The organism is Phenylobacterium sp. (assembly GCF_036677185.1).
Classification (GTDB): domain Bacteria; phylum Pseudomonadota; class Alphaproteobacteria; order Caulobacterales; family Caulobacteraceae; genus Phenylobacterium.
Map to the genome: position 1 here is coordinate 103,745 of NZ_JAKFEN010000040.1, position 19,123 is coordinate 122,867.

At 69.2% G+C, this 19,123-nt stretch carries 20 protein-coding genes and 1 tRNA gene; 12 read left to right on the forward strand and 9 right to left on the reverse strand.

Annotation, left to right across the window (positions count from 1 at the left end; genetic code table 11):
* Positions 1 to 32: 32 nt before the first annotated feature.
* Positions 33 to 107, reverse strand: a tRNA-Gly gene (locus V6M51_RS20955).
* A 131-nt stretch (positions 108 to 238) separates the two neighbouring features.
* Between V6M51_RS20955 and V6M51_RS20960 the strand changes: the two genes are divergently transcribed.
* Complete coding sequence (locus tag V6M51_RS20960; protein WP_332770184.1) at positions 239 to 838, forward strand: HD domain-containing protein; 600 nt, start codon at positions 239 to 241, stop codon at positions 836 to 838.
* Here the strand turns inward: V6M51_RS20960 and V6M51_RS20965 are convergent, their stop codons facing one another.
* Both V6M51_RS20965 and V6M51_RS20970 read right to left on the reverse strand, forming a co-directional pair.
* On the reverse strand, positions 839 to 1,690 hold the full coding sequence (locus V6M51_RS20965; RefSeq protein ID WP_332770185.1) for a TraB/GumN family protein: 852 nt from the start codon (positions 1,688 to 1,690) through the stop codon (positions 839 to 841).
* Positions 1,691 to 1,741: 51 nt separating this feature from the next.
* Positions 1,742 to 2,779 carry a 2'-deoxycytidine 5'-triphosphate deaminase gene (locus V6M51_RS20970; protein ID WP_332770186.1) on the reverse strand — a complete coding sequence of 346 codons (1,038 nt, stop codon included), beginning with the start codon at positions 2,777 to 2,779 and terminating at the stop codon, positions 1,742 to 1,744.
* 140 nt (positions 2,780 to 2,919) lie between these two features.
* On the opposite strand from V6M51_RS20970, the gene metZ reads away from it, so the two are divergent.
* Positions 2,920 to 4,104: an O-succinylhomoserine sulfhydrylase gene (gene metZ / locus V6M51_RS20975; protein ID WP_332770187.1), complete on the forward strand. Its 1,185-nt coding sequence runs from the start codon at positions 2,920 to 2,922 to the stop codon at positions 4,102 to 4,104.
* On the opposite strand, the gene V6M51_RS20980 is transcribed toward metZ, so the two are convergent.
* Positions 4,101 to 5,171, reverse strand: coding sequence for a hypothetical protein (locus V6M51_RS20980; RefSeq protein ID WP_332770188.1), 1,071 nt, complete (start codon positions 5,169 to 5,171; stop codon positions 4,101 to 4,103). The genes metZ and V6M51_RS20980 overlap by 4 nt on opposite strands.
* A 54-nt stretch (positions 5,172 to 5,225) precedes the next feature.
* Here V6M51_RS20980 and V6M51_RS20985 point away from each other — a divergent pair, with 54 nt between their 5' ends.
* Positions 5,226 to 5,729 carry a methyltransferase family protein gene (locus V6M51_RS20985; RefSeq protein ID WP_332770189.1) on the forward strand — a complete coding sequence of 168 codons (504 nt, stop codon included), beginning with the start codon at positions 5,226 to 5,228 and terminating at the stop codon, positions 5,727 to 5,729.
* Positions 5,726 to 6,136 (forward strand): YciI family protein, encoded by a 411-nt coding sequence (locus V6M51_RS20990; RefSeq protein ID WP_332770190.1) that lies wholly within the window; start codon positions 5,726 to 5,728, stop codon positions 6,134 to 6,136. The genes V6M51_RS20985 and V6M51_RS20990 overlap by 4 nt, the downstream gene beginning before the upstream one ends.
* Here V6M51_RS20990 and V6M51_RS20995 read toward each other — a convergent pair.
* From V6M51_RS20995 to V6M51_RS21010, 4 genes are all read right to left on the reverse strand, one after another.
* Positions 6,133 to 7,047, reverse strand: coding sequence for an Hsp33 family molecular chaperone (locus V6M51_RS20995; RefSeq protein WP_332770191.1), 915 nt, complete (start codon positions 7,045 to 7,047; stop codon positions 6,133 to 6,135). The genes V6M51_RS20990 and V6M51_RS20995 overlap by 4 nt on opposite strands.
* Positions 7,048 to 7,229: 182 nt before the next feature.
* A complete protein-coding gene (gene argF / locus V6M51_RS21000) occupies positions 7,230 to 8,168 on the reverse strand; it encodes an ornithine carbamoyltransferase (protein ID WP_332770192.1) in 939 nt (312 codons plus the stop codon).
* A 116-nt stretch (positions 8,169 to 8,284) separates the two neighbouring features.
* A complete protein-coding gene (locus tag V6M51_RS21005) occupies positions 8,285 to 9,463 on the reverse strand; it encodes an aspartate aminotransferase family protein (RefSeq protein WP_332770319.1) in 1,179 nt (392 codons plus the stop codon).
* A gap of 177 nt (positions 9,464 to 9,640) precedes the next feature.
* Positions 9,641 to 10,336 carry a hypothetical protein gene (locus V6M51_RS21010; RefSeq protein WP_332770193.1) on the reverse strand — a complete coding sequence of 232 codons (696 nt, stop codon included), beginning with the start codon at positions 10,334 to 10,336 and terminating at the stop codon, positions 9,641 to 9,643.
* A gap of 175 nt (positions 10,337 to 10,511) precedes the next feature.
* Between V6M51_RS21010 and V6M51_RS21015 the strand changes: the two genes are divergently transcribed.
* Positions 10,512 to 10,985 carry a hypothetical protein gene (locus tag V6M51_RS21015; RefSeq protein WP_332770194.1) on the forward strand — a complete coding sequence of 158 codons (474 nt, stop codon included), beginning with the start codon at positions 10,512 to 10,514 and terminating at the stop codon, positions 10,983 to 10,985.
* A complete protein-coding gene (locus tag V6M51_RS21020; protein WP_332770195.1) occupies positions 10,982 to 12,334 on the forward strand; it encodes a GAF domain-containing protein in 1,353 nt (450 codons plus the stop codon). The genes V6M51_RS21015 and V6M51_RS21020 overlap by 4 nt, the downstream gene beginning before the upstream one ends.
* A gap of 51 nt (positions 12,335 to 12,385) precedes the next feature.
* On the opposite strand, the gene V6M51_RS21025 is transcribed toward V6M51_RS21020, so the two are convergent.
* The gene (locus V6M51_RS21025) at positions 12,386 to 13,207 is read right to left on the reverse strand and encodes an ABC transporter permease (protein WP_332770196.1); all 822 of its coding nucleotides are present in this window, start codon (positions 13,205 to 13,207) and stop codon (positions 12,386 to 12,388) included.
* Between the two features lie 226 nt (positions 13,208 to 13,433).
* Between V6M51_RS21025 and gcrA the strand changes: the two genes are divergently transcribed.
* The 6 genes from gcrA (at position 13,434) to V6M51_RS21055 (ending at position 19,121) form a co-directional block, all read left to right on the forward strand.
* Complete coding sequence (gcrA, locus tag V6M51_RS21030; RefSeq protein ID WP_305583089.1) at positions 13,434 to 13,940, forward strand: cell cycle sigma 70 cofactor GcrA; 507 nt, start codon at positions 13,434 to 13,436, stop codon at positions 13,938 to 13,940.
* Between the two features lie 150 nt (positions 13,941 to 14,090).
* The gene (xseA, locus tag V6M51_RS21035) at positions 14,091 to 15,527 is read left to right on the forward strand and encodes an exodeoxyribonuclease VII large subunit (RefSeq protein WP_332770197.1); all 1,437 of its coding nucleotides are present in this window, start codon (positions 14,091 to 14,093) and stop codon (positions 15,525 to 15,527) included.
* A 32-nt stretch (positions 15,528 to 15,559) separates the two neighbouring features.
* Positions 15,560 to 15,841, forward strand: coding sequence for an acylphosphatase (locus tag V6M51_RS21040; RefSeq protein WP_332770198.1), 282 nt, complete (start codon positions 15,560 to 15,562; stop codon positions 15,839 to 15,841).
* A 48-nt stretch (positions 15,842 to 15,889) separates the two neighbouring features.
* Positions 15,890 to 16,114, forward strand: a complete 225-nt coding sequence (locus V6M51_RS21045; RefSeq protein ID WP_254835950.1) for a DUF2093 domain-containing protein — start codon at positions 15,890 to 15,892, stop codon at positions 16,112 to 16,114.
* Positions 16,093 to 16,944, forward strand: coding sequence for a M23 family metallopeptidase (locus V6M51_RS21050; RefSeq protein WP_332770199.1), 852 nt, complete (start codon positions 16,093 to 16,095; stop codon positions 16,942 to 16,944). Before V6M51_RS21045 ends, V6M51_RS21050 begins: the two co-directional genes overlap by 22 nt.
* Positions 16,945 to 17,132: 188 nt before the next feature.
* Positions 17,133 to 19,121 carry a TonB-dependent receptor plug domain-containing protein gene (locus V6M51_RS21055; protein ID WP_332770200.1) on the forward strand — a complete coding sequence of 663 codons (1,989 nt, stop codon included), beginning with the start codon at positions 17,133 to 17,135 and terminating at the stop codon, positions 19,119 to 19,121.
* Positions 19,122 to 19,123: the final 2 nt, after the last annotated feature.

Below are 19,123 nucleotides of genomic sequence, written 5' to 3' on the forward strand. Positions count from 1 at the left end.
CGCTCTGGATTTCCGCTAAGTCATTGAAAACATGGAGCGGGCGATGGGATTCGAACCCACGACATTCAGCTTGGGAAGCTGACGCTCTACCCCTGAGCTACGCCCGCATGCGGTCCGCCTGGGCGGCGGCCGGGGGCGGAACATAGACGGGAGATCGCCCGGGGCCAAGCGCCCTCGTTGACCTTCGCGCGCCCTCGCCGCACCATGGCCTGAACAACGATAAGATAGGGAGGCCGCCATGGCCGACGACGCTGCGCCTGACGCCGCCAGGTTCCACGCCATGACCGAGGGCACACTCGAGGACTGGATGGCCATCGGCCGGGCGGGCGCGCCCTATCGCAACGAACTGCCCGACCGGATCCTGGCCCACCTGAAGATGCTGGAGGCCGATAGCGGCGGCTTCGCCGTCACCCGGCTGGAGCACTCCCTGCAGACCGCCACCCGCGCCTTCAAGGACGGCCGCGACGAGGAATACGTGGTCTGCGCCCTGGTGCACGACATCGGCGACATCCTGGGCCCGTCCAACCACGCCGAGATCGGGGCGATCATCATGAAGCCCTATGTCTCGGAGCGGAACTTCTGGATGATGGACAAGCACGGCATCTTCCAGGGCTATTATTTCTTCCATTATCTGGGCCTGGACCGCGACATGCGCGACCAGTTCCGCGGCCATCCGGATTTCGAATACACCGCCCAGTTCTGCCATCAGTACGACCAGAACAGCTTCGACCCGGCTTACCAGTCGATGCCCCTGGAGGCCTTCGAGCCGATGCTGCGCCGCGTGCTGGCCGCGCCGAAACGCTCGATCTACCGGCGCGAGGAAGTGGTCGTCGGCTGACTATTGGATGCGGCGGACCTCGTAGCCCCGCGCGGCCAGCAGGGTCGGCAGGCCGTCGTCGCCGACCATGTGCAGGGCGCCGACATTGACCAGATGGACCCCGCCGGGGGCGGCCATCTCGCGCTCCAGGGTCCGCGCCCAGGCGAGGTTCCGGCGGCGCAGCAGCATGTCGTAGAACTCGGGGCTGGCCTGACGCATGCCCTCCACCAGGCCGGGGCCCAGCCGGGTCATGTCGCCGGCGATCCAGGCCTGCTCCAGGGAGGGCTCGCGGCGGCGGACCGGCGCCGAACGCTCGCGGATCACGTCGGCCAGGTACTGGACCTCCCCCGGTTCGGAGAGGCCCGCGAACATCCGGATCTGGTCTTCCACCGTCTCGAAGGCGCGCACCGTCTTGGCGGCCTGCTTGGCCTGGCGGGTGACGGCGAGGTCGGCGCCGTCCTCCACGGTCCCGCCAGCCTGGCCCAGGGACCGCGTGGACAGCATCAGCGCCGCGGCCCAGGGGCGCATGTGCTCGATCCGCGCCAGGGGCACGCGACCGCGCTCCAGCAGCGGTTTGAGCGCCCGCAGTTCGTGGTTCGCCAGCTTGGTGCTGAGCGACCGTTCGGGATCGACGCCGTAGCGGGCGACCAGGTCGGTAAGGGCCGGCGGATCGGCGGTGGTGAGGTCGGCCTCGAACCAAACGGTCTGGGCCCGCTCATAGGCGGCCTCATAGGCCGGGGTGCGCCAGGCCGCCGCCGGGCTGAGCACGTGCATTGTGCCGAACAGGTAGATCTCGGTGTCGGCGTCGCGCACCAGCCACATGGCCGGGGCCGCGCCAGCCCATCCAGGCAGGAGGCTCAGGAGGAGCGCCACGGCGCTCGAGATCGCCGATAAACGCCCCACAGGCCCCCCTGGGGCTGAAAGCTACGACCAGACCTTGAAGTGCTTTGATAGCTTCAAACCCTGGCGCTGGTAATGCGACCCCTGGTCGCCGTAGAGCCGAGCGGGTTTCTCGGTGAGCGGTTCGTAGACCAGGCGCGCGACCGTCTGGCCGTCCTCCAGCAGGAACGGGGTCTCGTGGCTGCGGACCTCCAGCACCCCCTTGGAGCCGACGGCCTTGGCCTCCTCGGTGCCGAAGCCGGGATCGAAGAATCCGGCGTAGTGGACGCGGAATTCGCCGACCGAGGGGTCGATAGGGGTCATCTCGGCGGCCTGCAGCACCGGGATCTCCACCGCCTGCTTGGAGGCCAGGATGTAGAACTCGCCGGGATCCAGCAGCAGCTCGCCCCGGCGCGGGAACAGCGGCTCCCAGAAATCCTTAGGGTCGTGGCCGTCCACATGGTCCATGTCGACGACGCCGGCGTGGCGGCGGCCGCGGAACCCGGCGATGCCGTCGGTGAGGTCGGAGAGTTCGACCCCCACGCTGCGGATCGAGAGCTTGGGCGGGGCGCCGCGCTTCAGGCGCAGCTGGTTCAGCCGGGTGTTGGTGCGCACCAGGATCGAAAAGGTCTGGGGCGCGACCTCGATATAGGTGGGGCCGGCATAGCCCTCGGCCACATCGTCGAAAGCCACGGAATTGTTGGTCAGCAGCCGCACGAAGACGTCGACCCGGCCGGTGGAGCTCTTGGGATTGGCCCGCGCCGAGACCCCCGGCGGCAGGGCCAGGCCCTCCTGCAGCTCGGCGATATAGACGCAACCGCGCTCCAACACCGCGCCCTTGGTCAGGTCCAGCTCGTGCATGGCCACGTCGGCGATGCGCTGGGGCACCGTGCGGCCCAGGCCCGGCAGGAAGGAGGCCCGCACCCGCCAGGCGCGCGCGCCCAGCCGCAGGTCCAGACTGGCCGGCTGGACCTGGTCATGGTCGAAGGGCAGGACGGACGTGATCGCCCCGCTGGCGATCAGGTCGTCGATGGATTGGCAGGGCAGGATGCCGGCGGCGTCCTTGGATGGGGTGTCGGTCATCGGGGCGACACTCGCCGCCCGGTACGAGTCTGGCAAGGCGCAGACCGCGTTCGCCTGGGCGCCGCGACAGTTTTTCCGCTGTGGCGGCGGTCGTTTTCGCCGGGTAGAAGGCGCTGCCTTGTTTGAACTGGAGATCCCCCATGGCCGAAGATCCGCGCGATTGGCAGCAGGAGACCAAGCTGGTGCGGGGCGGCATGGCCCGCTCGCCCTATGGCGAGATCTCCGAGGCGATCTTCCTGACCCAGAGCTTCGCCTATGAGAGCGCCGGCGCCGCCGACAGGCGTTTCTCGGGCGAGGACCCGGGCTTCATCTACCAGCGGTTCGGCAACCCGACGACCCAGATGTTCGAGGACCGCCTGGCCCTGCTGGAGGGCGCCGAGACCTGCCGCGCGACGGCCTCGGGCATGGCCGCCGTGCATGTGGCCCTGCAGGGCCTGGTCCGGGCCGGCGACCATGTGGTGGCCGCCCGCGCCATGTTCGGCTCCTGCCGCTGGATCGTCTCGGAGTGGCTGCCGCGCTTCGGGGTCGAGGTGACCTTCGTCGACGCCACGGATATCGAGGCCTGGAAGAACGCGGTGCGGCCCAACACCAAGGCCTTCCTGGTGGAGAGCCCGGCCAACCCGCTGCTGGAGGTGACCGCTATCGGCGCCGTGGCCGACGTGGCCCACGCGGCCGGCGCCAAGCTGGTCGTGGACAACGTCTTCGCCACCCCGATCTTCCAGAAGCCCTTGGCACTGGGCGCGGACATCGTCGTCTATTCGGCCACCAAGCACATCGACGGCCAGGGCCGGGTGCTGGGCGGGGCGATCCTGGGCGCCGAGCCGCTGATGACCGAGGCCTATAAGGACATCCTGCGCCATACCGGGCCGGCGCTGTCGCCGTTCAATTCCTGGGTCCTGCTGAAGGGCCTGGAGACCCTGGAGCTGCGGGTCCGCCGCCAGACCGAGAACGCCGGCAAGGTGGCTGACGCCATCGCGGCGCACTCGAAGGCCAAGCGAGTGATCTATCCCGGCCGTCCGGACCACCCGCAGGCGGCGATCATCGCCAACCAGATGAGCGGCGGCGGCAATGTGGTGGCCTTTGACCTGGGTAGCCGCGAGGCGGCCTGGCGGTTCCTGGACACGCTCGCCATCGTCGACATTTCCAACAACCTGGGCGACGCCAAATCCATGGCGACCCATCCGTCGACCACCACCCACCGCTCGATGCCGGAGGAACAACGCCTGGAGATCGGCCTGACCGAGGGCTGGGTGCGGATGAGCGTCGGCCTGGAGGGCTCCGGCGACCTGGTCCGCGATGTCAGCCGAGCGCTGGACGCGGCCTAGTCCCGCGCGGTCGTGCTCAGCCAATCCAGAATCTCCGGGTTCAGCTCCCGGGGATAGGTGTGGCTGAGATCGGCGATCTCGCGATAGGTCACCGCGGCGCCGGCCGCCGACAGGGCCTCGTGCGCCTGGCGCGCCACGTCGATGGGGAACATCCAGTCCAGCTCGCCGTGGGCCAGATGGATCGGCAGGCCCCGAATCCGGTCCGGATCGGCCATCTGGGCGATCATTGGGTGGAATGAGGCGGCGATCGGGGCCAGGTGAGTGAAGGGCGAGTCCCGCTCCAAGCCGGTCACATAGCTGAAGGTCCCGCCGTCGCTCAGGCCGGTCAGCAGCAGGCGGGCGGGATCGATGTTCCACTGGGCGCGCACGCCGTCCACGATCCGATTGAGGTTCGGGGTGTCGTGGTCGGGGCCGGCCAGGGCCCAGGTCCCCCCGACCGCCGTCGGCGCCACCAGGATGGCGCCGTGGCTGCGGGCGTCGCGCAGCCAGCTCCACAGGAAGGCGCGGCCATTGCCGCTGCCGCCATGCAGCGCCACCACCAACGGCCACGCGACATCGGGGGTGTAGTCCTCCGGCACGTACATCGAGAAACCGCCACGGGAGCCGGGCTCGTTGTCCACATGCATGACGCCAGTGTCCGGACGCGGCGGCGCCTGGGCGAAGCGCGCCTGCAGGTCGGCGTCGCCCCGGGTCGCCGGATCGAGGAAGTAGCGGCTGACAGGGGGCAGGACGGCGGCCAGCGGATAGAGCGCCTCCTGGGCGCGCGGCGGGTGGCGCAGGGCGCGGAAGATCGCCCGCAGGTCGCCCGCCTCGCCCAGCTCGTCGAAGGCGGCCAGGGCCTCGGCGCCGGCGGCTTCCAGCGGACCTCGAAGCTGGGCCAGGTTCTCGGGCCAGGTGGCCAGGCGGCCGAGGGCGGCGCGCAGATCGGCGTCCCGCCCCGCCACGGCCTGCATGACCTGCGGCAGGTCCGGGGGGTTCAGGTAGCGGGCGACGAAGCCAAGCGCCTCCAGGGCCTGGAGCAGGGCCGGCGCCACGACGGCCAAGTCTTCGAGCTCATGATCTTCCACATCCGCCTCCCGCGCCTATCATGACATGATCCAATCGTCTCGCGAGGTCACGTCATGTCCCGCACAGAGTCGCTCATCGGATCCGCCGCCTTCCTGATCCTGGCGCCCGGCACGATCGCGGGGCTGCTGCCCTGGCTCGTGCGACAGTGGTCGCCCCCTTCGCCGCTGCTGGAGGGCCCCTTGCCGCTACTGGCCGGCGCCCTGCTGTGCGGGGCCGGCCTCGCCGGACTGGTGGCCTGTTTCCTGCGCTTCGCCTGGCAAGGCCACGGCACGCCGGCGCCGATCGCGCCGCCGGCGGTTCTGGTGGTCACCGGCCTCTACAGGCACGTGCGCAATCCGATGTACCTGGCGGTGACGGCCCTGATCCTCGGCCAGGCCCTCGTCTTCGCCAGCCCCTGGACCCTGGCCTATGGAGCGGTCATCTGGGCGCTCTTCCACGCCTTCATTCTGACATACGAGGAACCAACCCTACGGCGCAGCTTCCCCGATCAGTATGATGCGTATGTGAGAAACGTGCCGCGTTGGCTCCCGCGCCTGAAACCCTGGAGTCCGTCATGAGACTCGCGCTCGCCACCGCGATCCTCGCCTTGGCCGCTGCTCCGGTCGTGGCCGAACCCGCCAAGCCGCCGGCCACGATCCCGACCGTCTATGTGATCCACTACAAGACCGGCCCCGCCTGGCTGGCCGGCAAACCCCTGCGCGACCAACCCATGGGGCCGCACGGCGCGTACATGCGAAAGCTGTTCGCCGAGGGCCGCATGCTGGCCGCCGGACCTACCGTGAACACCGAGGGCGCCGCGCCGCTGGTCGACGGCGGGGTCATCCTGCTGCGCGCGGCCAGCCTGGACGAGGCCAAGGCCGTCATGGCCGCCGACCCGGCCGTCACCGCAGGTCTGTTTGTCGGCGAGGTGCGCACCTGGCGGGTGGCGTTCTCGAAGGGCGAGCCCCTGGCGCCGCCAACCTAGGCGGCGGCGATGGTTTCAGGCTCCACCACATAGACGGTGGAGCAGTATTCGCAGGTCACCCGAATCTTGCCGTCGGGCTCGACCATGTCGGCCTGCTCCTCGGCGCCGAAGGAGCGCAGCACGCCCTCGATGCGCGTCTGCGAGCAGCGGCAGAAGGCCTGCAGGGCCTTGGGCTCAAACACCCGGACCCCGTCCTCGTGGAACAGCCGGAACAGCAGGGTCTCGGCCGAGATGGTCGGGTCCAGCAGCTCGTCCTCGCCGATGGTCTCGAAGAAGGCCTGGGTGCGACGCCAGGCTTCGCCGTGGGAGCCACGCGCCTCGTCCTCGGCGATGTTCTGGATCAGCATGCCGCCGGCCCGCCAGTGCGGCCCGTGGCCGGCGTCGGCCTGGCCCACCGCCAGGCGCACCCGGGTGGGGGTCTGTTCCGACTGGGCGAAATACTGCTCAGCGCAGAGCGCGAGGGTCTCGCCCTCGATGGGGGTGACGCCCTGGTAGCGGTCCATGTCCGCGCCTTGGTCCACGGTCATGATGAACACCCCGCCGCCCAGCAGGGTCTTGGCGCCCGGGCGTATGAAACCCTTGGCCGCCTCGGCCACCGCGTCGGGATCGAAACGGCAATAGCCGCGCAGGGCGCCGGAGGTGTCGTAGTCGGCCACCACGTAGCGCACCGGTCCGTCGCCCTGGGCCTGGATGATCAGCCGGCCTTCGAACTTCAGGCTGGAGCCCACCAGGCCCGCCAGCGCGCAGGCCTCGCCCAGCAGGTTGGCCACCGCCTCGGGATAGGCGTGGGCCTTGAGGATCGTGTCGACCGCGGGACCCAGGCGCACCAGGCGGCCGCGCACGGTCTCGCCCTCGATCTGGAACGGGGCGACGAGGTCGTCGGGGGCGATGGGCAGCGGCGAGTTCGGCATGGTGCGGGGATATAGGGCGCTAGCGCCAGGTTTGCGAGCTTGGCTTCTAGTCACCCAAACTCGTCATCCTCCGGTCGTCTGAAAGACGATCCGGGGGACCCAAGCCGAGTTGCAGAACTTGCCAGGCCGCTTGGGTCCCCCGGATCTCGCTTCGCGAGCCCGGAGGATGACGAGTTGGAAGGTCAGCCGATCTTCCCGAAGCACCAGGCCAGGATCGACTTCTGGGCGTGGATGCGGTTCTCCGCCTCGTCCCAGACCAGGCTGCGCGGACCGTCGATGACCGCGTCGGTCACCTCCTCGCCGCGGTGGGCCGGCAGGCAGTGCAGGAACACCCCCTCCGGCGCGGCCAGCGACATCAGGGCCTCGTCGACCTGGTAGGGCTCGAGCGCCTCCAGGCGTTCGTCATGGTCGGTGTCGCCCATGGAGACCCAGGTGTCGGTGATCACGCAGTCGGCGCCCTCGACGGCGGCGCGCGGGTCGTCGGTGGCCTCCACCTGGCCCTGCTCGGCCTGGGCGCGGGCCAGGTCCATGAGGTCGGGATGGTAGATGGCGGGGCTGGCGATCTTCAGCCGGAAGCCCAGCTTGGGCGCGGCGTGGATGAAGCTGGCGCAGACATTGTTGCCGTCGCCGACCCAGGCCAGGGTCTTGCCGGCCACCGGCCCACGATGCTCCTCGAAGGTCATCAGGTCGGCGAGAATCTGGCAGGGGTGACCCTTGTCGCTGAGGCCGTTGATCACCGGGATGGTGGAGGCGTAGGCCAGCCGCTCCACGTCCTCATGGCTGTTGGCGCGGATCATGATGGCGTCGACCATCCGCGAGAGCACCTTGGCGGTGTCCTCGATGCTCTCGCCGCGGCCGAGCTGCATGTCGGCGGCGGTGGAGATGATCACGTCGCCGCCCAGCTGGCGCATCGCCGCGTCGAAGGAGAAGCGGGTGCGGGTCGAGTTCTTCTGGAAGATCATCGCCAGGGTGCGTTCCGAGGCCGGGGCGTCGGGATCGACGCGGCCCTGGGTCCAGCCGCGGCGGGCGGCCTTGCGAGCGGCGGCGTCGTCCAGGATGGCGCGCAGGTCGGCGCCTGAGAGCCGCCAGAGGTCGACGAAATGTCTCACGGGTTGGGTCATCGGTGGAATTCCAAATACTCCGCTCATCCCGGCGGAGGCCGGGACCCAGATTCATCTGGCGAGAGCGGAGGGTTTCACCTGGGTCCCGGCCTTCGCCGGGATGAGCGGTTGATGTCCTAGGCCGCGGCCTTGGCCTTGGCGCGGGCGGCGTCGCAGGCGCGTTCCAGACGCTCGACCGCCTCGCGGGCCTCGTCGAGGGTCAGGTTCAGCGGCGGCAGCAGGCGCACGCAGTTGTCGCCGCCGCCGGCGATCAGCAGATGCTGGTCGCGGGCGTGCTGCATCATTTCGCGGTTCGGCGTGGCCAGCTTCAGGCCGATCAATAGGCCCTTGCCGCGGATGTCGAGGATGACGTCCGGATAGCGATCCTTGAGGCCGGTGAACTGCTGATTGAAATAGCCGGCGACCTCGCGGACGTTGGCCAGCAGCTCGGGGCTGGTCAGCTCTTCCATGGAGGCCAGCGCCACGGCCATGGCCAGCGGGTTGCCGCCGTAGGTCGAGCCGTGGGAGCCGACGCTCATGCCGGAGGCGGCCTCGGCCGTGGCCAGGCAGGCGCCGACCGGGAAGCCGCCGCCCAGCGCCTTGGCCACCGCCATGATGTCGGGGGTCGCGCCCTCGGCCCACTCATGGGCGAAGAGCTTGCCGGTGCGGCCAAGGCCGCACTGGATCTCGTCGAGGATCAGCAGGGTCCCGGTCTCGTCGCAGAGCTGGCGCAGGTCCTTGAGGCTCTGTTCCGACAGCGAGCGGGCGCCGCCCTCGCCCTGGACGGGCTCGATGATGATCGCCGCGGTGGTCGGGCCGACGGCGGCCTTGAGGGCGTCGAAGTCATCGAAGGGCAGCTGGATGAAGCCCGGCATGCGCGGGCCGAAGCCCTCCAGATAGCTGGCGTTGCCCGAGGCGTTCACCGCCGCCAGGGTGCGGCCGTGGAACGAGCCGTCGAAGCCGATGATGTCGATGCGTTCCGGATGGCCCTTGGACCAATGGTACTTGCGCGCGGTCTTGATCGCGCACTCGATGGCCTCGGCGCCGGAGTTGGTGAAGAAGGCCACGTCCAGGCCGGTGGCCTGCGTCAGCACCTTGGCGAGCTTCTCCTGGCCCGGGATCGTGAAGACGTTGGAGACGTGCCAGAGCTTCTCGGCCTGGTCCTTCACCGCCTGGACCAACTTGGGATTGGCGTGGCCCAGTCCCGTGGTGGCGATGCCGGCCATGCAGTCGAGGTATTCCTCCCCGTCCGTGGTGTAGAGGCGCGCGCCCACGCCTCGTTCGAACGCCAGCGGGGCGCGATTGTAGACGCCCATGATGTGGTCGTTGGGAACGGTCGCGGCTTGAGGCGCGGTCTTTTCGGACACGGGGTAACCCTCCAAAACGGAAGCATCCCCGCCGCTTGAGCGACGGGGACCGGAAGGCCTGGCGTTTTCGGCTTCGAACAGCGGTCTGTCAATCTTCGGTTCGGTGACAGCGCGACGCATGGGGCCTCAAGCGACAAGCCCCTGGCGCTCGAGCTCCGCGAAATCGTTGGCCGGGAGGGTCGGGCGCGCCGCCAATTCGATCACCGCCGCATAGGCCTCCGCCGGGGCGTCCGCCTTCATGCCGCTGAGCAGGCCCGTCCGCTCGGCGGGATTCATCGCCGGAAGCATCAGGCGCATGAACGCGATGACCTCCTCCGGCGCCAGCGATCCGATGATCGCCATCTCCATCCCGGCCAGTTCCTGGTCAGTGAACAGGGCGCAGAGCTGCGGCCAGATGATCGTTTCCTCCTGCCGCATGTGCTCCAGGTCCTCGGCGACGAAGCCGGTGAAGGCCAGGTAGAGCACCCGGCCCAGCATGGGCTGGTCGGCGGGGGCGGCGTGCTGCACGGCGCAGATAGCGATGGCCAGGCTGTCGAACCGTGCCCGGTGATGGTCGTGCTGGGCGTTGAGATCGGCGGTCGCACCTGGCGCGCGGGCCTCCAGCGCGGCGTGGATATGGGTCTCTTCGTGGGCCAGGTGCTTGGCTCCCAGCGCCAGGTGGCCGGCGAGATCGGCCAGCAGCTCGTCCTGGCCGCGGGTGAAGTCTGCGCGGCCGAGCCGGGCGGCCATGTCGCCGTGGGCGAGCCGCAGCCCCTTGTGGATTGGACCATAGATGTCCCAGCGGCCCGCGACGGCCTGGGTGAGGAATTCGGTGTCGGACATGGGGCGTCTCATCATCTGGCCGCTCGGAAGGCGTCGCGGCGGCGGGTTTCGATGGATGCTGTCTAGACGCGGCTCCCAGCGCCCTCATCCTAAATGGTTCCTATCGAGCGAACGGCGTTCCTAAGATTACGCTATGCGGTTAGTGTCGCGGCGAACCGCAATGGGGTGGCGGCGCGTGATCGACCAGGACTTGGCGGCCTTTGTTCAAGGCCCGGTGATGATGATACTCGCGACGCGAAGCGCCGCGGGCCTTCCGGCCATCGGCCGCGCCATCGGCGCCCGCGTGACGTCCGGACGCGACGCCATCGACATCTTCGTTTCCCCCAGCCAGTGGGCCGACGTTCTCAGCGGCGTCGTGGCCGGTTCGCAGATCGCCTTCACCGCCTGCCGGCCCTCCGACTACAAGACCTTCCAGATCAAGGGCGAGGTTCTGGACGTCTCACCCATGGATCCAGCCGATCAGGCGGTGGCAGAGCGATATGCGGACGACATGACTAGGGAGCTGCTGGGTCTGGGGCTGCAGCCTCACCAGATCGACCACTGGCTCACCCGCGTTGGGCTGGTGAGGTTGAGATTGCAGCCCAGGTCGACCTTCGCCCAGACCCCGGGCCCTGGAGCCGGCGCGCAGCTCGCCCAGATCGCGCCATGAGCGTACCCCTCAGCGCCATCCGCGACTGCTTGGAAGGCGTGATCCCGTCGATCGTCGCGACTCTCGACCCCGCCGGCACGCCCAACGTCTCCTACCTCTCCCAGGTCTATCTGGTGGACGAGGCTCACGTGGCCCTCTCCAACCAGTTCTTCTCCAAGACCGTCGCCAACGTGAAGGCCACCGGACGCGCCGCGGTGGTGGTCGTCGATGGGCGGACCGGACAGCAATACGCGCTCGATCTGGCCTACGAACGATCGTTGGCCGAGGGCGAGACCTTCGAGCGCATGGCCGCCCAACTCAAGGCCATCAGTTCCCAGCACGCCGTGGGCGAGGTCATGGCTCTGCGCAGCGCCGACCTCTATCGCGTGATCGATTGCCGCGCGGTGCCCGCCGCCGCCGCCGCAGTCGCCGTAAAGCCGCCGGAACCGGTCCATGATGGGGAGCGCTTGGCGTTGGCCGCGCGGCTGGCGGCGGCGGTCGCCGCCCAGTCGGACGCCGACGCCATGATCGACCGCACACTCGACGGACTGACGCGGGACCTCGGCTTCGCCAACGTCATGGTCCTTTCGCTGGATGAAGGCGCTCCACGCCTGACCACCCTGGCCAGCCGCGGCTATGCGGTCGGCGGGGTCGGCTCGGAGGTGGCGCTGGGGGATGGCTCCATCGGCATCGCCGCCGCGACCTTGCGACCGGTCCGCCTCAGCGACATGAGCCGAGGGCGGCGGTTCGCCGAGGCCGTTCGAGACTCGGCCGAGATCGATGCGGCGCGCTTCATTCCCTTGCCTGGGCTGGTCGAGCCCCAGAGCCAGCTCGCCGCGCCGATGATCAGCCGCGGGAAGGCGATGGGCGTGCTGTTCGCGGAGTCTCCCGATCGGTTCAGCTTCACCGCCGAGGACGAAGACGCCCTGACCCTGATCGGCGCCCAGTTGGCCGCCAGTCTTCGCCTGGCCGAACTTGAGGCCCGCGAAACCGCGCCCGTTGTTCGGACGACGGCCGACGCGGCGGCGGACGTCGTCGCCGGGAGCTTTCGGGTGAAGTCCTTCAGCTTCGACGACAGCCTGTTCATCGACGACGCCTATCTGATCAAGGGCGTGCCCGGACGGCTGCTGTTTCACCTGCTGCAGGTGTTCGTGGAGACGGGGCGGCGCGACTTCACCAATCGCGAGGTCCGACTCGAACCGAGCCTTCGGCTGCCCGACCTGAAGGACAACCTCGAGACCCGGTTGATCCTGCTGCGCCGGCGGCTGGACGAGAAGGCCGCGCCCGTCCGGCTGACGCGGCCGGGGCGCGGTCAGATCCGGTTGGAGGTCCAGGGCACCCCACGCCTGGAGCTGGCGCCGGGCGGCTAGGCTGGCGCGGCGAACATCCGGCCGGCCACGTCGCAGCCTGGGTGCGCGGTCTCAGGTCTTCAGCTTGTAGCCGGTCTCGAACATCCACAGGCAGGTGAAGGCGAAGGCCATGACAAGGCCCGCCGTCATGCCCATGCCGGCGATCAGCGAGCCCTCCGCGTGGCCGATGAAGCCGTAGCGGAAGCCGTCGATCAGATAGAAGAACGGGTTGAAGTGGCTGGCCGTGCGGAACGGTTCGGGCAGCTTGTCGACCAGGTAGAATGTGCCCGACAGGAAGGTCAGCGGCATGATGATGAAGTTGGTCACCACCGCCATGTGGTCGAACTTCTCCGCCCACAGCCCGGCCATGATGCCGAGGAAGCCCAGGATCAGGGCCGCGCCGATCCCGAAATAGAGGATCGCCCACAGGTGGATGATCGGCAGGCTGGCGAAGGGCAGCACCGCCAGCCAGGTGACCGCGCCGACCACGACGCCGCGCGTCGCCGCGCCCAGCGCGAAGGCGCCGACCTGCTCCAGCGGGGTGAGCGGCGGGGTCATGAAGTCGCCGATCAGGCCGTTGAACTTGGCCTGTAGCAGCGATGAGGACGAGTTGGCGAAGGCGTTATTGAGGATCTGCATCATGATCAGGCCCGGCGCCACGAAGGTCGCGAAGGGCGTGCCGTGGATCGGCGGGGCCGCGCCGCGCACGGCCACCACGAAGACCATCATATAGAGCAGGGCCGTGACCACCGGGGCGGCGAGGGTCTGCATCCCCACCTTCCAGAACCGGCGGATTTCGCGCAGGTAGAGGGTCGAGAAGCCGGCCCAGTTGAAGCCGTGATAGTCGCGCGGCAGGGGCGGAATGACCGCCGGGGCGTCGGGAACATCCTTCATGTCCGCCGATGTGCGCTCGCCGCGCGCAGATCGCAAGGGTGTGGCGTGACGACGCTACATCTTGTTCCTGTGGACTAAGCGTGTGGCGCCTATTGTGGCCGTTAGGGATTTGGTTACGATATCTAGTAGTTGATGGAGCCCGCAAAAGCGTGCTGCCACAAGATGTTGATCCCGGACACCACCGCGGGGGCGGCGCCGGGACGTTGCCAAACGGTGGAGGCCAGACATGGGTTGGACCGACGAACGCGTCGAGAATCTGAAGAAGCTCTGGCAGGACGGCCTATCGGCCAGTCAGATCGCGAAACAATTGGGCGGGGTGACCCGCAACGCCGTCATCGGCAAGGTCCACCGCCTGGGGCTCTCGGGCCGCGCCACGCCGTCCAAGCCCGCCCGCCCGGTGTTCAAGGCGCCGCGTCCCGCCCGTCCGGCGGTGCAGCCCGCCGCGCCGCGTCGCCTGGCCGAGCCGGCGACCGCGCAGAACAACATGCCGGTCCCCTCGCCCGTCCGCTATGTCGAGGAAGCTCCCGGCACCGCCACGGTGCTGACCCTGGGCGCCCACATGTGCAAGTGGCCGATCGGCGATCCGTCCAGCGACGGCTTCACCTTCTGCGGTCGCCGTCAGGACGACGGTCCCTACTGCATGGAGCACGCCCGGGTGGCCTATCAGCCGGCCCAGACCAAGAAGCGCTCGGGCGCCAACGAACTGGCCCGCTCGCTGCGGCGCTACATCTAGATTCGAGATCTGAGTTCCGGGGGGATGGGTCGCGGGCGCGTTCATACTGAAGGGCGATGCGTATCGTCGCCGAACGCGCCCCGCCTATTTTGAAGCCCCATCCAAGCTAGGGGGTTGGGTTTGCGCCCGACCCCGCTACCTTCCTCCCCGATGACCGACGTCGACACCGACTCCAACGCCAAGGCCTACTCCGTCTCGGAGCTGGCCTTCGCGCTCAAGCGCACCCTGGAGGACGCCTACGGCTTCGTTCGCCTGCGCGCCGAGCTCTCGAAGGTCACCTTCCACTCCAACGGCCACGTCTATCTGACGCTCAAGGACGAGCGCGCGGCCATCGACGGCGTGGTGTGGAAGGGCTCGGTCCGCGCCCTCTCCGTCCGGCCCGAGCAGGGGCTGGAGGTGATCGTCACCGGCAAGATCACCACCTATCCCGCCGGGTCCCGCTACCAGATCGTCATCGAGACCATGGAGGCCGCCGGGGTCGGCGCCCTACTGGCCCAACTGGAGCGGCTGAAGACCAAGCTGCAGGCCGAAGGCCTGTTCGAGCCGTCGGCCAAGCGGCCCCTCCCCGCCATGCCCGCGGTGGTAGGCGTGATCACCAGCCCGACCGGGGCGGTGATCCGCGACATCCTGCACCGCATCCGTGACCGCTGGCCCTGCCGGGTGATCGTCTGGCCGGTGGTGGTCCAGGGCGAGACCGCCGCCGCCCAGGTCGGGAACGCCATCGCCCGGTTCAACGCCCTCGAACCCGGCGGGCCCGTACCACGACCGGACATCATCATCGTCGCCCGCGGCGGCGGCTCGGTGGAGGATCTCTGGGCGTTCAACGACGAGACCCTGGCGCGGACCGTGTTCGCCGGGACCATCCCGTTGATCTCGGCGGTGGGCCACGAGACCGACACCACCCTGATCGACTTCGTCTCCGACCGCCGCGCGCCCACGCCGACGGCCGCGGCCGAGATGGCCACGCCGGTGTTGGCCGAGCTGCGCGCCGGGATCGCCGACCTCTCGGCGCGCCTGCACCGCGGTGGCGGCCGGGCTGTGGAGGATCGCCGCGGCCGGGTGGAGAACGCCGGCCGGGCGCTCGGTCGCGTGCCTGACCTGGTGGAGATGGCCGCGCAGCGCTTCAACCTGGCCGCCAGCCGCCTGGGCGCGGGGCTGTCGCGCAATGTAGCGGCCCATCACACGGCCCTGGTGCAAGTCTCCTCGCGGCTGTCGCCCGGCCTGCTGCTGCGACCGCAGGAGGTGCGCGCCGATCGGCTGGGCCGCCTGGCGATCCGGCTGCGCCCGGCCATGGACCGCGGGCTGGAACGGGCCGGCGAACGGCTGACAAGCCTCGGCAAGCTCTACGCCTCGGTGAACCCGGACGCGCCGCTGAAGCGCGGCTTCGCCCGGGTCGAGCGCCTGGACGGCTCGCTGGTGCGCCAGGGCGGGTCGCTGGCCAGCGGCGAAGGCGTGCGTCTGGTCTTCGCCGACCAGACCCGCGAGGCGACCATCGACGGAACCCCGACCTCAGCCCCGCCGGCGCCCAGGCCCGCGCGGCCGACGCGCGGCCCCGTCGTCCCGCCAGCCCAGGGCGATCTGTTCTAGACCCGCAGGCCCTGCTGGCGTTGAATTCCGGCATGCAGCGCCACGCCATCCGCCTGAGCATTCATGGCCGCGTCCAGGGCGTGGGCTACCGCTGGTGGGCCACGGAAGAGGCGCTGCGGCTGGGGCTCGACGGCTGGGTGCGCAACCGGCGAGATGGCTCCGTGGAGCTCCTGGCCATCGGATCGGAGACCGGCACCGAACAGCTCGTCGCGGCCTGCCGCCGCGGGCCGCCCTCGGCCCAGGTGAGCCGGGTCGAATGCACCGAGGCGCAGGACGACGGCAGCCGCGGATTCCACGACCAGCCGACCGTATGAGGCGGGGCGACCTGTTCTAAACCGTCCATGGGCGCTAGAATGCCGCCCATGAACGCTCATGATCGTGACCTCGCTGGGCAGCCGGCCGACCTCGCCGTCCTCCACTATGGCGATGGCGAATTCGTCGTCCTCAAGCCCGGCCGCTATGTGCTCTGCGCCGTCACCAAGGCCAAGATCCCGGTGGAGGCTCTGCGTTACTGGAACCCCGCGCTGCAGGAAGCCTACGCCACCCCGGCGGAGGCCACGGCCCGATGGAAGGAACTCAACCCCTGAATCGCCGGGCGGCGCTCACGGGACTAGCCACATTCGCGCTGGTCGGACCGGCCTATAGCGCCCCGCCCCGCCTGGACCTCAGCGGCCGCTACCAGCAGGGCGGCTTCGCGCTGGGCCGCACCGCGCCTCGCGCCCAGATCTTCCTCGACGGCCAGGAGGTGACCCGCGCCTCGGACACCGGCGCCTTCGTTGTCGGCTTCGATCGCGACGCCGCGCCCAACGCCGTGGTCCGCGCCGTCGCCCCGGGGGGCGAAAGCGTGCGGACCCTGTCGATCTCGCCGGGCGACTACGACATCCAGCACATCGGCGGTCTGGGCGGGCGCAGCACTCGCAAGGCCAGTCCAGAGCTGGAGGCCCGCATCGCCTGGGAGGCCCGGCGCAAGCGCGAGGCGTTCGCCAGCCGCGCCGAGCGCGAGGACTTCGCGGCTGGCTTCATCCTGCCGGTCGCCTACACGCGGGTCTCGGGCCGGTTCGGCGGCCAGCGGATTTTCGGCGGCGCGCCGCGTCCGCCGCACTACGGGATCGACCTGGCCGCCCCGCACGGAACCGCCGTCTACGCCCCGGCCGGCGGGGTCGTGACTCTGGCCGAGAACGGCCTGCTCTACGAGGGCGGCCTGATCGCCATCGACCACGGCCAGGGCCTGGTCAGCGCCTATCTGCACCTGTCGCGCGTCGACGTTCTGCGCGGCCAGGTCGTCCGCCAGGGCGAACCGATCGGCGCGGTCGGCGCCACCGGCCGGGCCACCGGTCCACACCTGTGCTGGCGAGTGCTGTGGCGCGGCCGGCATATGGACCCGATGCTGATGGTGGGCGCCCGCGCACCGGCCTGAGGCCTTTCGCGGTAGTTCAACAGGTAAATCACAACCTCAGGTTGGCTCTCGAGGGGCTTTCCCTTCTTGCGCGCGACTGGCAATGTCGTAAACCACCACGTGTATCGTTGCCCCGTGATTCACGCAGTGATTCACTCGTGGGCGGCGGGGAGATTCTTTGCTGAAATCCTGACGATTGCGGGCGGTCGATGAGGCGGGGTCTTGGAAACATCGGTGGACGGCGGGAGTCCCGTTTCGCACGCCTGATCGCCGCTTCCGCCGTCGGCGTGCTGCTTGCGCCACTCAATGCGTTCGCGGCCACCGAACCGAACGCCGGCGCCCTTGCGGACCTAAGCCGGCTCTCGATCGAAGAGCTGGCGAATATCGATGTCTCCTCGGTGTCGAAGACCGACCAGCCGCTGAGCGACGCTCCGGCGGCGATCTACGTCATCACCCATGTCGACGTCATGCGCTCCGGCGCGACGAACATCCCCGACATCCTGCGCCAGGCTCCGAACCTGCATGTGGCGCAGATCACCGCCAGCAGCCACGCCATCTCGGCGCGGGGTTTCAACGGCAGCGCCGCCGACAAGCTGCTGGTGCTGATCGACGGGCGCAGCGTCTACACCCCCTTCTCCCACGGGGTGTTCTGGAACGCCCAGCACGTGCTGCCGGAAGACATCGAGCGGGTGGAGGTGATCAGCGGGCCCGGCGCGACCCTATGGGGCGCCAATGCGGTCAACGGGGTGATCAACATCGTCACCCGCCGCTCGAGCGAGACTGAAGGCGGGGTGCTGGAGGTCGGCGGCGGCAATCTCGAGCGCCGCGCCAGCCTGCAATACGGTGGAGCCCTCAGCGAGGCCCTGGCCTATCGCGTCTATGCCGACGGGGTCGACTACGCCCATGGCGAGACCGCCTCCGGCGCCGACACCCGCGACGGCTGGCGGCGGCGCCAAGCCGGCTTCCGGCTGGACTGGTCGGGCTCAGACGACCTGATAACCCTGCAGGGCGACGTCTATCGCGGGACGGAGCAGGTGGTCGCCTCGCGCCACCAGGAGATTTCCGGTCACAACCTGACCGCCCGCTGGACGCACCCAACAGGTCGCGGCGGGACCCTGCAGTTGCAGGCCTATTACGACCGGCTGGAACGGACGGTGCCGGGCCGGTTCGACAACCGACTACGCACCTACGACCTGGATGTGCAGCACAGCTTCTCATGGGGCGAGACCCATCAGATCGTCTGGGGCGGCGGCTACCGGATCACCGACGACCACTTCCCGATCATGCCCACGCCGCCGCGCACCCAGTTCTTCGATCCCGTCGGACGCCGGCAGGGCCTGGCCAACCTGTTCGTCCAGGACACCATCGCCCTGACCCCGGCGCTCAAGCTGACGCTGGGATTGAAGCTCGAGGACGGACCCTATGCCGGGCTGGAGCCCCTGCCCACGGCGCGCCTTTCCTGGAAGCCCACCGACACGACCTTGATCTGGGCCGCGGTCTCCAGGGCCATACGCGCGCCATCGCGGCTCGACCGCGACTTCGTCGAGTTGACCGGCCTATCCAGCACCTCAAGCGTGCGGCTGACGGGGCGCGACTTCCAGCCCGAGACGGTGATCGCCTACGAACTCGGCTATCGCGCCCAACCCTCGGCGCGGAGCTCGGTGTCCATCTCCGCCTTCTACAACGTCTATGACGATCTGCGGAGTTTCGAGCTAACGGGCGGTAGGTTGCCGATCGTGTTCGACAACCGGATGGAGGGCGAGACCTACGGCGTCGAGGCCTGGGGGGTCTATCAGGTCACCGACTGGTGGCGGATATCCGGCGGCGCCAACTGGCTGCGCAAGCGCCTGCGCTATGAACCGGGCTCCAGCCAGATCGTCGGCACGCAGATCGCCGGGAACGATCCGACGCACCAGGCGTCGATACGCTCGATGATGGATCTCGGCCACGGGCTCAGCCTGGACCTCGACCTACGCAGGATCGGCGCCCTGCCCAATCCAGCGTCGCCAGCCTACACTGAGCTCGGCGCGAGCGTCGCCTGGACGATCTCGCGATCACTTGAGGTGTCGCTGACCGGGGCCAATCTGCTGAACGACCATCACTCGGAGTTCGGCGCGAGCCGCGCCAACGTTCAGATCGGCGCCGCCGGCGTCGAGTCGGCCCGTAGCGTCTTCATCGACTTGCGATGGAGATTCTAGCC